Annotated in this window: 13 protein-coding genes; 2 read left to right on the top strand and 11 right to left on the bottom strand. The window is 67.2% G+C overall.

Features of this window, described 5'->3' with window-relative positions; translation table 11 throughout:
• Positions 1–12 precede the first annotated feature (12 nt).
• The 3 genes from HMPREF2914_RS27080 to mucE form a co-directional block, all read right to left on the bottom strand.
• Positions 13–1,014 (bottom strand): FecR family protein, encoded by a 1,002-nt coding sequence (locus HMPREF2914_RS27080; protein ID WP_003110517.1) that lies wholly within the window; start codon positions 1,012–1,014, stop codon positions 13–15.
• A 165-nt stretch (positions 1,015–1,179) separates the two neighbouring features.
• On the bottom strand, positions 1,180–1,869 hold the full coding sequence (gene aqpZ / locus HMPREF2914_RS27085; protein WP_003102790.1) for an aquaporin Z: 690 nt from the start codon (positions 1,867–1,869) through the stop codon (positions 1,180–1,182).
• A gap of 346 nt (positions 1,870–2,215) precedes the next feature.
• The gene (gene mucE, locus HMPREF2914_RS27090) at positions 2,216–2,485 is read right to left on the bottom strand and encodes a mucoid induction factor MucE (RefSeq protein ID WP_003093256.1); all 270 of its coding nucleotides are present in this window, start codon (positions 2,483–2,485) and stop codon (positions 2,216–2,218) included.
• Positions 2,486–2,679: 194 nt separating this feature from the next.
• On the opposite strand from mucE, the gene HMPREF2914_RS27095 reads away from it, so the two are divergent.
• Entirely contained in the window at positions 2,680–3,396 is a 717-nt protein-coding gene (locus HMPREF2914_RS27095) for a response regulator transcription factor (protein ID WP_003093250.1), read from the top strand.
• Between the two features lie 91 nt (positions 3,397–3,487).
• Here HMPREF2914_RS27095 and ppa read toward each other — a convergent pair whose 3' ends face one another.
• From ppa to HMPREF2914_RS27110, 3 genes are all read right to left on the bottom strand, one after another.
• Positions 3,488–4,015, bottom strand: a complete 528-nt coding sequence (gene ppa, locus HMPREF2914_RS27100) for an inorganic diphosphatase (RefSeq protein ID WP_003093248.1) — start codon at positions 4,013–4,015, stop codon at positions 3,488–3,490.
• Between the two features lie 79 nt (positions 4,016–4,094).
• Complete coding sequence (locus tag HMPREF2914_RS27105; RefSeq protein WP_003093244.1) at positions 4,095–4,925, bottom strand: M90 family metallopeptidase; 831 nt, start codon at positions 4,923–4,925, stop codon at positions 4,095–4,097.
• Between the two features lie 2 nt (positions 4,926–4,927).
• The gene (locus HMPREF2914_RS27110) at positions 4,928–5,593 is read right to left on the bottom strand and encodes a DedA family protein (protein ID WP_003093241.1); all 666 of its coding nucleotides are present in this window, start codon (positions 5,591–5,593) and stop codon (positions 4,928–4,930) included.
• 193 nt (positions 5,594–5,786) lie between these two features.
• On the opposite strand from HMPREF2914_RS27110, the gene HMPREF2914_RS27115 reads away from it, so the two are divergent.
• Positions 5,787–7,370, top strand: a complete 1,584-nt coding sequence (locus tag HMPREF2914_RS27115) for a protein kinase family protein (protein ID WP_003093239.1) — start codon at positions 5,787–5,789, stop codon at positions 7,368–7,370.
• Here HMPREF2914_RS27115 and HMPREF2914_RS27120 read toward each other — a convergent pair.
• From HMPREF2914_RS27120 to eat, 5 genes are all read right to left on the bottom strand, one after another.
• Entirely contained in the window at positions 7,263–8,156 is an 894-nt protein-coding gene (locus HMPREF2914_RS27120; protein WP_023092445.1) for a substrate-binding periplasmic protein, read from the bottom strand. The genes HMPREF2914_RS27115 and HMPREF2914_RS27120 overlap by 108 nt on opposite strands.
• 49 nt (positions 8,157–8,205) lie before the next feature.
• Positions 8,206–8,667, bottom strand: coding sequence for a GNAT family N-acetyltransferase (locus HMPREF2914_RS27125; protein WP_003093235.1), 462 nt, complete (start codon positions 8,665–8,667; stop codon positions 8,206–8,208).
• A gap of 162 nt (positions 8,668–8,829) precedes the next feature.
• Complete coding sequence (gene eutC, locus HMPREF2914_RS27130; protein WP_003110520.1) at positions 8,830–9,651, bottom strand: ethanolamine ammonia-lyase subunit EutC; 822 nt, start codon at positions 9,649–9,651, stop codon at positions 8,830–8,832.
• A 10-nt stretch (positions 9,652–9,661) separates the two neighbouring features.
• The gene (locus HMPREF2914_RS27135) at positions 9,662–11,056 is read right to left on the bottom strand and encodes an ethanolamine ammonia-lyase subunit EutB (protein ID WP_003093232.1); all 1,395 of its coding nucleotides are present in this window, start codon (positions 11,054–11,056) and stop codon (positions 9,662–9,664) included.
• A gap of 58 nt (positions 11,057–11,114) precedes the next feature.
• Positions 11,115–12,563 (bottom strand): ethanolamine permease, encoded by a 1,449-nt coding sequence (eat, locus tag HMPREF2914_RS27140; protein ID WP_003093230.1) that lies wholly within the window; start codon positions 12,561–12,563, stop codon positions 11,115–11,117.
• Positions 12,564–12,834: the final 271 nt, after the last annotated feature.

The raw sequence follows: 12,834 nt of genomic DNA on the forward strand, positions 1-12,834 counted from the left end.
GGCCCCGGCGCCCTATCGGGCACTGCCGCCTCGCGGGTAGTAGAGAATGTCGTAGACGCTGGTCTCGCCCTCCAGGCCGTCGTTGTCGAAGGCCGAGAGACGGACGTGGTAGAAGGCCGCCTTGAGTCCGCTGAAACTGACTTCCGGGGTGCTCGAGAAACGCTCCTGCTGGATGCGCAGGAAGTCCGGATCGCTGGCTACCTGCGCACGGTAGCGCTTGGCGCCGTGCAGCGGGGCAAGATAGAGCTTCCAAACCGGCGACTCGCCGTGCTCGCCGCCCTGGCCGCGCAATTGCGGGGCGGGTAGCAGGTCCACCGGCGTCAGCTTGCCCTGCGGCTTGACCTTCAGGCCGCGGCGGGCGTCGACCAGCACGTCCTCGTCCGGCTCGGCCTGCGCCGCCTTGCGGGCCGGGCGCCTGCCGTTGAGCGGCAGGTCGTCGCTGGTCAGCTCGCGGTTCACCGCGACGCGCCCGTCGAGCACTTCGGTCAGCGCCTGGCCGTCTTCGGTGCGGGCGCGGAAGTGGGTACCGCGCACGCCCAGTACGCCCACCGGGGTCAGCACCTGGAAGCGGTCGTGATCGCTCTTTCTCTTCAGGACATAGGACTCGACCTGCCCCGCGCGCAGGGCGATCTGCGGAATGCCGGTGTCCTCGTCGAGGTGCAGGGTGACTTCCGAGCTGGAGGGCAGGACGATGCGGCTGCCGTCGCCGAGCAGCAGGCTGACGAAGGCGGTCGGAGAGGTCTTGACGCCTTCCAGTTCGTCGATGTCCATGCCTTCTTCCAGGGGCGTCTGGTTGCCCTTGGCGTCGAGCTTCCAGGCGTCGCCGGCGAGATAGAGCACGCTGGCGGGGAGCGGCTGGGGCAGGCACGTTTCGCCCTGCTCGATGAACGGCGGCCGTTTCGTCTTGGCCGGCGCGGCCGCGACGGAGCCGGCGAGCAGCGTCAACAGTCCGCCCAGCGCCAGGGCGGCGCAAGCCGGGAAGAGGGATCGGGAAGTAAGGGCGAGGGCTGTCATAGGCTTCACTGGGCGGCGGGTCAGGTATCGCTGGCGGTCCGGTCAGGCTGCAATCTGCCTGATCGGGCGCCGGTTTCGCAATCCTTGCAACGACATCGGGAGCCCGCAGGCTCCCTTGTCGTTTCCTCGGCCGCAGCGCCTGGCGGTTGGGCCAGGCGCTTCGGTTCAGTCGTTCTTGTCGCCGATCAGGCGATAGGCCAGGGCGCCGAGTACCGCACCGAGAATCGGCGCGACCCAGAACAGCCACAGCTGGGAAACCGCCCAGTCGCCGACGTACAGGGCGACCGCGGTGCTGCGCGCCGGGTTCACCGAGGTGTTGGTGACCGGGATGCTGATCAGGTGGATCAGGGTCAGGGTCAGGCCGATGGCGATCGGCGCGAAGCCCTGCGGCGCGCGCTTGGAGGTGGCGCCGAGGATGATCAGCAGGAACATGCCGGTAAGTACCACTTCGCTGACCAGCGCGGCTTGCAACGAGTAGCCGCCCGGCGAGTGTTCGCCGTAGCCATTGGAGGCGAAGCCGGCGGCTAGGTCGAAGCCGGCCTTGCCGCTGGCGATCAGGTACAGCACGCCGCCGGCGGCGAGGCCACCGAGGACCTGGGCGACGACATAGGGCAGCAGTTGGCTGGCCGGGAAGCGCCCGCCGACCCACAGGCCTACCGATACCGCGGGGTTCAGGTGGGCGCCGGAGATCGGGCCGATGGCATAGGCCATGGTCAGCACGCTGAGGCCGAACGCCAGGGCCACGCCGAGGTAGCCGATTCCCAGTTCCGGTACGCCGGCAGCGAGCACTGCGCTGCCGCAGCCGCCCAATACCAGCCAGAAGGTGCCGAAGAACTCTGCTCCGTATTGCTTCATGATGAGGTCCTTTTCAGATCCAGGGTGGGACGCGGATCGAGGCGTCCGGATAGCGGGAGGGGATGATTCGAACAAGGAAGGGGAGATGACACATCCGTGTGTCGAAGCCAGCCCTGGGGGGATTGGCTCGGTTGCCTGGGGCGATCGTCCGTCACCGACCCCTGACTGTGGTTCGAGTGGTCTCGTCCCACGGCCCGCCGGAGCGGGTTTACACATCCCTGTGTCGGAGCAATCCATTTGCTCCTTGGCCTACTCAGCGGTTGGAAATCTACCAAGCGCGATTTGTCTGCTGTGAGATTTGCCATATTTCTTCAGATTCTTCCGCGCTATTTCAGATTCGTCGCGTTCAAAACACCCAGCGCAACTCGTCACGCACGCTGACGGCGCCGGACAGGCCGACGTTCCACATCTCGGCCCTGGCGCGGGCCGGGCCGTCGAGGCCGAGCGGAGTGGCGAAGGACGGGCTGGCGGTGCCCTGGCTGAACGATGGGGCCTGGACCGGACCGGCCGGATGGCTCACCGATTCCAGGCCGAGGACCAGGGCAAGGCAGGAAAACTTGCCGAGGGCCTGCAGGTTGATGTCACGCAAACGTTGGCTAACTGGCCGGAAACCCATGGCTACGACTCCTTGATAGGTCAGGCTGGCGCTGGCTCGCGGGCTCTTCGTCCCGCTTAATGGCTATTTGGAATCAGGCTATCAAGGGCTGGTCGCGACCAGAGAGATTCGTCACAATTCTTCAGATTTGTACGTAATTCGCCGTTCCTGGAGCGAAAAAGGGGCGTTAGCCCGATTGAACAGGACCAGCTTTTATGCGTGTCGCGATACTGGACGACGAGTCGGCCGAACTGGACCGGGTCGAGCAGACCTTGCAGCAGATACCCGCGCAGGGCGAACAGGCCTGGACGGTGCACCGTTTCGCCCGTGGCGAGGACCTGCTCAAGCAGCTCAAGCGGGAAACCTTCGACCTGCTGATCCTCGACTGGCAGTTGCCGGACCTCAGCGGCCTGCAATTGCTGCGCTGGAGCCGTGAGCACCTGGATGCGCCGCCGCCGGCGATCATGCTGACCAGCCGTGACGCCGAACAGGACATCGTGCAGGCGTTGAACAGCGGCGCCGACGACTATGTCAGCAAGCCGTTCCGACCCAACGAACTGAAGGCGCGGGTAGCCGCCGTGCTGCGTCGCCACGGGGGAACGCGTCCCGCGCAGCATGAGGTGCAGACTTTCAACGACCTCAGTTTCGACGATGCCGAGCTGACCGTGACCCGGGCCGGCGCGCCGATCAGCCTGACCGAACGCGAATACCGCCTGGCCCGCTGCCTGTTCGCCAACCTGGGACGGCCGTTGTCGCGGGAATATCTCTACGAGCGCTTCTGGCCCCACGAGGAAGTGTTGTCCTCGCGGCCGCTGGATACCCACATCTATCGCCTGCGCAACAAGCTTGGCCTGACCGCCGAGCGTGGTTGGCAGTTGCTGACCATCTACGGCTACGGATATCGGTTGGAGAGCGTGGCGACGGTCGACTGAGCGGCGCGGGGTGGCGAGACCGACCTTGGCGGTCGGCGAGGGAGAATGAAAAAGCCCCGCGGCTGCGGGGCTTCTTTTCGGCGAGGCGCGCTTACTTCTGGAACGCGGCCACGGCCTTGGTGATCTCGGCGCGGGCGGCGTCGGCGTTGCCCCAGCCTTCGACCTTGACCCACTTGCCTTTCTCGAGATCCTTGTAGTTCTCGAAGAAGTGCTTGATCTGCTCCAGCAGCAGGGCCGGCAGGTCGGTGTATTCCTTCACGTCCTTGTACAGGACGCTCAGCTTGTCGTGCGGCACGGCGATCAGCTTGGCGTCGCCGCCTGCCTCGTCGGTCATGTGCAGGACGCCAACCGGGCGCGCGCGGATCACCGAACCGGGAGCGACCGGATAGGGGGTCACCACCAGCACGTCCAGCGGGTCGCCGTCGTCGGCCAGGGTGTTCGGGATGAAGCCGTAGTTGGCCGGGTAGAACATCGGGGTGGCCATGAAACGGTCGACGAACAGGCAGTCGGTGTCCTTGTCGATCTCGTACTTGATCGGCGCATGGTTGGCCGGAATCTCGATAGCGACGTAGATGTCGTTCGGCAGGTCCTTGCCGGCCGGGATCTTGCTGTAGCTCATGGGTGACTCCAGAGGTTTCTGGCCAAAAAAGAGGCCGCGATTATAGGCATATTCGGTTGTCGATGCCATGTACCGGCATTCAGCCGTTAGTCGTGTCGCCCGCCGCCTCGCGGTAGTCCGGATGCTCGGCCTGCAGGCGGCGCAGGCGTTGCAGTGGGTCCTGGCGGTAGAACAACTGGAGCTGCCGGTATACCGCCGGATAGGCCTCGTGGAGGAGATCCGGAGCGGTGAAGAAATACTCGCTGGTAACGGCGAAGAACTCCGCCGGATCTTCCGCCGCATAGGGATCGATGGCGGTCTGCGCGTCGGGATCGCGGTCGAGCAGGGCGTTCATCTCGTCGTAGGCGGCCTGCATGGCGCTCGCCCAGTCGCCGATGCGCATGCCGGCGTGCAGCGGCGGCAGGCCGTTGGCGTCGCCGTTGAGCATGTCCAGCTTGTGCGCCAGTTCGTGGATCACCAGGTTGTAGGCATCCCAGCCACCCCCGCCGACGACGCCGGGCCAGGCCAGGACCACCGGCCCTTGCAGGGAGGTCTCGCCGCTGCGTTCGTCGTCGAACTCATGGACTACGCCGCTGGCGTCGCGGTGTTTCTGCGGGCTGACGAAATCGTCGGGATACAGCACCAGCTCGTGGAAGCCCTGGTACCAGTTCAGCTCCGGCAGGTGCAACAGCGGCAGTTGCGCCTGCGCCGCCAGCAGCAGGCGGCCGAAGTCGTCGAGATCGACGCCGGCGAGTGCGGTCAGGTGCTTGTCGGCGAGAAACAGCACGGCCCGCTCGCGCAGGCGGCGGTCCTCGTCGGCGTCCAGGCCGTCGAGGATCGGCAGGTGCCGGCGTACCCGCTGCCAGAGCTCTTCGGCCACCGGGTGGCGCGCCAGCAGGCGCCGGCGCCGCCAGGCGCGGAACGACCACATGCTCAGTCGCTCTGGGCCTTGGCCTGTTTGGCGGCGCTCGCCTGCAGGCGATGGCGAATGAAGCCGAGGATCATCGGCAGCAGCGACAGCAGGATGATGCCGATCACCAGCAGCGACAGGTTCTTCTTGATGAACGGCACGTTGCCGAAGAAGTAGCCCAGGGTCACCAGGCCGCCGACCCAGGCCACGGTGCCGACCACGCTGAACATGACGAAGCGCGGATAGTGCATCTTCGCCATGCCGGCGACGAAGGGCGCGAAGGTCCGCACGATGGGCAGGAAGCGCGCCAGGGTCACGGTCTTGCCGCCGTGGCGTTCGTAGAACTCATGGGTGCGGTCGAGGTAGTCGCGGCGGAATACCTTCGAGTCCGGGTTGCTGAACAGCCGCTTGCCGAGGGTCCGGCCGATCACGTAGTTGGTGCTGTCGCCGGTGATCGCCGCGACCATCAGCAGCCCGCCGAGCAGCCATGGGTCCATGCCGCCGGTGGCGCAGATGGCGCCGGCGATGAACAGCAGCGAGTCGCCGGGGAGGAACGGAGTCACCACCAGGCCGGTTTCACAGAAGATCACCAGGAACAGGATGGCGTAGATCCAGACGCCATAGTTGCTGACCAGCATGGCCAGGTAGGTATCCAGGTGGAGAATCAGATCGATTGGGTTGAAGTCCATTGAGCAACCTGCGGAGACAACGCGTTGAGCGGCAGAGGGCCGCCATTATAGGGGGGCGTCCGGATGGGTGGGGGGCTGTTTGTCGCGATCCCGGCAAAACCACTGATTGCAGGATGTTTCGGTAATTTTTCCGAAATTGGTCGGCATAAAGTCTGCAAGAACAGGAGAAATTTCTAGCAGGGAAGGGCGTGCGATGACACTCCAGCCTTTTGCCCAGCCACCGCTCAGTCTCGCCCTGGGCGCCGGGCGCGACTTGCCGGGGCAGGCCGCGCGGGTTCGCGCCGAATGGCTCGCGCCTCGCCCCGGACGGGCTCCGGCGTTTCTCCTGGCGCTGCTCTGGGGACGCGGTTGCGCCAACGTGGTGCAGGCCATCGAAGGCCATCTCGACGCACTGTTCGCCGACTACGCCTGTACCCCCGAGGGTTGGCCGGAAGCGCAGGCGGCGCGGCAGGTCCTGGCTTCGCTGAACATGCAGCTGTATCGCCGGCGCCGCGAAGGCGAGCCGGGCGTGCTCGAGCTGGCGGCGGGGTTGCTGCTGGTCCATGCCGGGGGCGTGCACTTTCTCCAGTGCGGCGCCGTCGGCCTGCTGCGTTATCGCCAGGGCAGCCTGCAGCGCCTGGGAGGGAGCGGCCAGCCGCTGGGTAGCAGCGCGGAGCTGGCGCTGGTCCAGCACAACCTGACCCAGGTGGCCGGCGAGCCCTTGGTGCTGGCGCCCCAGCCGTTGCTCGAAGTGGCCGACCTGCGCGCCCTCGGAGAACGTTGTGCCGGGCTGACCACGGGGCGCCTGGAGGGCGTGCTGCAGCCGTTGCTGCATGCGCCGGGGGCGGTGGCGCTGGTCTTGCCGGGGGCGCTCGAGCGCGCCCCAGCGGCGCCACGGCATACCGGCTGGCCAGCGCTGGGCGCGGCGTGCCCCGGCGACTGCGTGGATGGCTGGACCTTGCAGGCGGCTTGCGCGTTCGGCCCGCCCGGGCGGCTGTTCCGCGCCTGCGACGAGCAAGGACGCGAGGCGTTGCTGCTGCTCGCGGCGGCCGATGCCGACGAAGCGTTCTGGCAGCGCGAATGGGCACTGCGGCGCTGCCGTGCGGAGAGCCTGCCGCGAGTATTGTCGTCGCCCCGGTTGCGTCGTCATGCCTTCCAGTTGTTCGCTCCGCCGCGCTGGCCGATGCGCAGCCTGCTGGATTGGGCGCCAGCGCACCTGCCGCTGGAACCGCAATGCGCGCTGGTCCTCCTGGAGCAACTTATCGATGCGGTTCGCGCCTTGCAGCGGCGCGGCGTACAGGGCTTGTGGCTGGCGCCGCGGCAGATCCTGCTGGACGAGGGCGGGCGCCTGCTGTTCCTCCCCGAGGCAGCGGCGATCCTGCCGGGCGTGGCGCGCCAGGCTCTGCCTGCGGACAGCGTGCCGCTGGCGCCGGAGTTGCGTCGCGGCGAGGCGCTTGATGGCCGGGCCGACCAGTTCGCCCTGGCGGCGTTGTTCTATTGGCTGCTCTGTGGTCGCTGGCCGTCGATCGCCTGCCCGGAGAGCGACGGCGGATGCCGCTACGAGCCGCTGGGCGAGCGTCAGGCGGACCTGCCGGTCGGCTGGGACGGGGTATTGGCGCGGGCCCTGGCGCCGCGTCCGGAGGCGCGCTTCGAAGCGTTGTCGGAATTCTGGCTGGCCTTGCAGAAGCCGCTAGCGCATCCCCAGCGGGTCTTTGCGCCACGCCGGTTGCAACGGGGCGTGCTGGCCCTGGTCCTGCTCCTGGCCGGGGCTGCGCTGCTGGTCGGCCTGGCCGGTTAACGGATCGACGGCCAGCGTGCGGGTCTGCCCGCTGCGTTCGAGGTGCGCTTCGGCGATCAGTTGTTCCAGCCGGCCGCTGCGACGCATCAGGCGCAGGTTGCGGTCGAGGCTGGCGGCAAGGGCGGCGCCGCGGGCGTGTCTTTTCGGCACCAGTACATAGAGCGGCTTGACCTCCAGCGGCGGTTCGATGAACACCAGGCGATCCTTCAGCGCCGGCACGTTGCGCGCCAGCAGGTGGTAGCCGGTGTAGCGATCGACCACGGCCAGGTCGATACGCCCGCGCAGGAGCTTCTCGAGGTTCTGCCAGTCGTTGGTCACCGCGTCCTTGGTCAGGCTGCGGTCGGCGTCGAAATCCTCCCGGTTGACGTAGCCGCGGACCACGCCGATGCGGTACGGACGCAGGCTTTCCAGATGCGCGGGATTGACCGGCAGCAGGCGCTCGCGCTGGCGGAAGAAGCCCAGTTGCGAGTCGAGCAGGGGGATGGTGGCGTGGAACAGTTCGCGCCGCTCGGGCGACAAGTAGGCCGGCATGAGGGCGTCGAAGCGCCCTTCGGCGGCTTCCTTCAGGGCACGTTGCCAGGGCAGGAACACCAGTTCGGCGCGGTGCCCGTCGAGGGCCAGGGCTTCGTCGAGGATGCGGCTGGCGAGGCCCTTGCCCGGCAGGTCGGGGCCGACGTAGGGCGCCCAGTCGAGGGTCGCCACGCGCAGGGTGTCGGCCTGCGCGCCGGCCGTGGCGAGGAGCAGGCCGAGCAGGACGCCGGACCAGTGCCAGGTGCGCGAACCCATGGATGCCTCTGCTCTGAGCGATCGGTTGGGAAGTGCCGTGCCTTTGTCTTCAGCTTAGTTCGTCGCTGATTGGCAGGGTGTAGTTCTTGAACTCCTGGTCTTCGCGGAAGCCGATCGACTCGTAGACTTTCTGCGCTACCTCGTTGTCGACGCTGGTGGAGACACGCATGCGCACCGCATGGGTTTCCCGGGCCATCTGCTTGGCGTGTTGCAGCAGGTGGTCGGCGACCAGTTGCCGGCGCGCCTCCTCGGCGACGTAGATGTCGTTGAGGATCCAGACGCGCTTGAGCGACAGCGAGGAGAAGCTCGGATAGAGCTGGCAGAAACCGAGCAGCCGGTCTTCTTCGTCGGCCAGCGCCAGGTAGATCACCGACTCCTTGCGGCGCAGGCGTTTCTCGAGGAATTTCCGCGAGGACTCGGGGTAGGAGAGCATGCCGTAGAATTCGCGGTACTTGACGAACAGCGGCGCCAGCAGGTCGAGGTGTTCGAGGGTGGCTTGCACGATTCGCATGACGGGCCTCGCATTGCGGGAAGGGGCTGCCGGGACGATGCAGGCTGCATGCCAGCAACGCTTCGATGCTGCCCAATCTCCCTGGAAAGCGCAATCCAAGCGAACGTTTGAATCGGTCGAAGGAGGGGCGTCGCGCGCCGGCCCATCCTTCGGCCGGGAGGCTCAGTCCCTCGCCAGGAGGAAGTTGCCGGTGCGCGGAGCCTCGCCTTCCAGCGCCTGGACCTCCGCCTCGTCCTTCAGGTTGACCCCGGAAAGCTGCCGCCGGCAGGCCTCGCGCATCAGGTAGAGCAGGCGGTGCGCGGCCATGCCGTAGCTGAGGCCTTCCAGGCGGACGTTGGAGATGCAGTTGCGATAGGCGTCGGTGAGGCCGACCCGCGGGGCCCAGGTGAAGTACAGGCCGAGGCTGTCCGGCGAGCTGAGGCCGGGACGCTCGCCGATCAGGATCACGCTCATCTTCGCCCGCAGCAATTCACCGATCTCGTCGGCCACCGCCACCCGTCCCTGTTCCACCAGGACCACCGGCGACAGCGACCAGCCTTCGGCCAGCGCCTGTTCCTCCAGGCGTTCGAGGAAGGGCAGGGTGTGACGCTGCACGGCCAGCGCGGAGAGGCCGTCGGCGACCACGATGGCCAGGTCGATCTGCCCGTCGTAGCCGGCGGCGTGTTCGCGCAGGCGTTGCACCGAGGCCTCGTCGAGGCGCCGGCCGAGGTCCGGGCGTTGCAGGTAGACGTGGCGGTCGGCGGCGGCGCTGTGCAGCAGCAGGCTGTCGCGGCCGCGCTGGCGCAGGCCGTCGCTGATGGCCGCATGGTCGAAGGGCAGGTGCACGGCGTCGCGCGCCTGGGCGTGGGCGTACTGGAAGTCCAGTTGCGGGCGGGTCGGCAGGCTGGTGCCGGTGCGGCCCAGGGCGATCCGCGCGGGGGTCAGCTGGCGCAGCGGCAGCCAGGGGTTCTCGGCGCTGGCGTCGGGCAGGTGCTTGTCGTTCATCGGCATCTCCTCAGGCCAGTTGCGCCAGGGCCTGGCGGAACGCCGGCGGTAGCTCGTCGCCGAAGCGGATGCGCCCGTCGGCCTGGGTGAAGATTCCCATCCGCTGCAACCAGTCCTCGAATTCCGGCGCCGGCTTCAGGCCCAGCGTCTGGCGCGCATAGAGGGCGTCGTGGAAGGAGGTGGTCTGGTAGTTGAGCATCACGTCGTCGGAGCCGGGAATGCCCATGATGAAGTTGATCCCGGCGACGCCCAGCAGGGTCAGGAGCATGTCCATGTCGTCCTGGTCGGCCTCGGCATGGTTGGTGTAGCAGATGTCGCAACCCATCGGCACGCCGAGCAGCTTGCCGCAGAAGTGGTCTTCCAGGCCGGCGCGGATGATCTGCTTGCCGTTGTACAGGTACTCGGGACCGATGAAGCCGACCACGGTGTTCACCAGGAACGGCTTGAAGTGACGAGCCACCGCATAGGCGCGGGTCTCGCAGGTCTGCTGGTCGACGCCGTGATGGGCGTTGGCCGAGAGCGCGCTGCCCTGGCCGGTCTCGAAGTACATCAGGTTGTTACCGAGGGTGCCGCGCTTCTGGCTGAGCCCGGCCTCGTAGCCTTCCTGGAGGATCTTCAGGCTGATGCCGAAGCTGGCATTGGCCGCCTCGGTGCCGGCGATCGACTGGAACACCAGGTCCAGCGGCACGCCGCGGTTGATCGCCTCGATGGAGCTGGTGACGTGGGTCAGCACGCAGGCCTGGGTGGGAATCTCGTAGCGCTGGATGATCGCGTCGAGCATCTCCAGCAGGGCGCAGATCGAGGCCATGCTGTCGGTGGCAGGATTGATCCCGAGCATCGCGTCGCCATTGCCGAACAGCAGGCCGTCGAGGATGCTCGCGGCGATTCCGGCCGGGTCGTCGGTCGGGTGGTTCGGTTGCAGGCGGGTGGAGAGCCGGCCGCGAAGGCCGAGGGTGTTGCGGAAGCGGGTGACCACGCGGATCTTCTGCGCCACCAGGACCAGGTCCTGGACACGCATGATCTTCGATACCGCCGCTGCCATTTCCGGCGTCAGGCCCGGAGCCAGGGCGCGCAGGCTGGCCTCGTCGGCGGCGTCGCCGAGCAGCCAGTCGCGGAAGCCGCCGACGGTGAGATGGGACACCGGGGCGAAGGCGTCGCGCTGGTGGGTGTCGATGATCAGGCGGGTGACCTCGTCGTCCTCGTAGGGAATCAGCGCCTCGTCGAGGAAGTGTTTGAGCGGGATGTCGGCCAGGGCCATCTGCGCGGCGACCCGCTCGCCGTCGTTGCTCGCCGCGACGCCGGCGAGGAAATCGCCGGAGCGCGCGGGGCTGGCCTTGGCCATCACGTCCTTGAGGCTGTCGAAGCGGTAGGTCTCGCCGCCGACGCTATGGGTGAAACGTGCCATGTGTGTCTCCAGTGCCCGGCCTCGCCATGCGGCGGGCCGGGCTTTGTCGTTGTCGCTCTCAGCGCAGGTCCTGTTCCGCCGCCTGGATCGCGGCGAACTCCTCTTCCGGGGTGCCGGACACCAGGTGATGCCGACTGTACAGGGCGAAGTAGCCGATCAGTACAGCGTAGATCGCCACCGCGCCGACCACGACCCGCGGGTCGACCAGGAAGCCGGCGACCACCGCGACGCAGGCCAGCGCCAGGGCTACGCCGGAGGTGAGGATGCCGCCAGGGGTGCGGTAGGGGCGCTGCATGTCCGGGCGGCGGATGCGCAGGGTGATGTGCGCGGCCATCATCAGCACGTAGGAGATGGTCGCGCCGAACACCGCGACCAGGATCAGCAGGTCGCCCTGGCCGGTCAGCGACAGGCCGAAGCCGATCACCCCCGGCACCACCAGGGCCAGTACCGGCGCCTTCTTGCGGTTGGTCAGCGAGAGGCTGCGCGGCAGGTAGCCGGCGCGGGAGAGGGCGAAGATCTGCCGCGAGTAGGCATAGATGATCGAGAAGAAGCTGGCGATCAGCCCGGCCAGGCCGACCAGGTTGACGAACTGGCTCATCCAGGTCGAACCCTTGTAGGCCGACTCCAGCGCTTCCACCAGGGGATTGCCCGAGCCCATCAGCTCCTTGGCTCCGGCGGCCCCGGGACCGACGACCAGAATCAGTGCGGCGAAGGCGAGAAGCACCAACATGGCGCCGATCAGTCCGCGCGGCAGGTCGCGCTTGGGGTTCTTGGTTTCCTCGGCGGCCAGCGGCACGCCTTCGACGGCGAGGAAGAACCAGATCGCGTAGGGGATCGCCGCCCAGACCCCGACATAGCCGAACGGCAGGAAGCTGCTGGCGCCGGTCGCCGCGGTCTGCGGGATGTTGAACAGGTTGGCCGAGTCGAAGTGCGGAACCATCGCGACAATGAACACGCCGAGGGCGATGGCCGCCACCGCGGTGATGACGAACATCAGCTTCAGCGCCTCGCCGGCGCCGAGGATGTGGATGCCGATGAACACGATGTAGAACACCAGGTAGATCAGCCAGCCGCCGACGCCGAACAGCGACTCGCAGTAGGCGCCGATGAAGCAGGCGATGGCCGCCGGGGCGATGGCGTATTCGATGAGGATCGCGGTGCCGGTGAGGAAGCCGCCCCAGGGCCCGAAGGCGCTGCGGGCGAAGCCGTAGCCACCGCCGGCGGTAGGGATCATCGAAGACAGCTCGGCGAGCGAGAAGCACATGCACAGGTACATGGTGGCCATCAGCAGGGTGGCGAGGAACATCCCGCCCCAGCCGCCCTGGGCCAGGCCGAAGTTCCAGCCGGCGTAGTCGCCGGAGATCACGTAGGCGACGCCGAGCCCGACCAGCAGGACCCAGCCGGCGGCGCCTTTCTTCAGTTGACGGTGTTGGAAGTAGTCGGCGTCGACGCTTTCGAAGTCGACCCCGGAAGTTGCGGGCGCATGGCCGGTTTGTTCGAGGGACATGGGTTTTTCACCTCAATCTTGTTGTTATCGACCCCGGTTTTCCCGGTGGTGTGCTGTACGTGGTGAACGCAGGCAATAGCTATGCCAGCCGCTCTGCAATCGGCTTGACGAGGAGGTGGAAGGGGCGCCGCCGTCAGCCTCGGCGGCGTGTTTCACGAGCCGGCGCGACCGCTCCGGGAAAGAGCGGTCGCGGCCGGTCCGGGGTCCTACTAGAAGAAGCCCAGCGGGTTGATGTCGTAGCTCACCAGCAGGTTCTTGGTCTGCTGGTAGT

The sequence above is a fragment of the Pseudomonas sp. HMSC067G02 genome (genome assembly GCF_001813485.1).
GTDB lineage: Bacteria > Pseudomonadota > Gammaproteobacteria > Pseudomonadales > Pseudomonadaceae > Pseudomonas > Pseudomonas aeruginosa.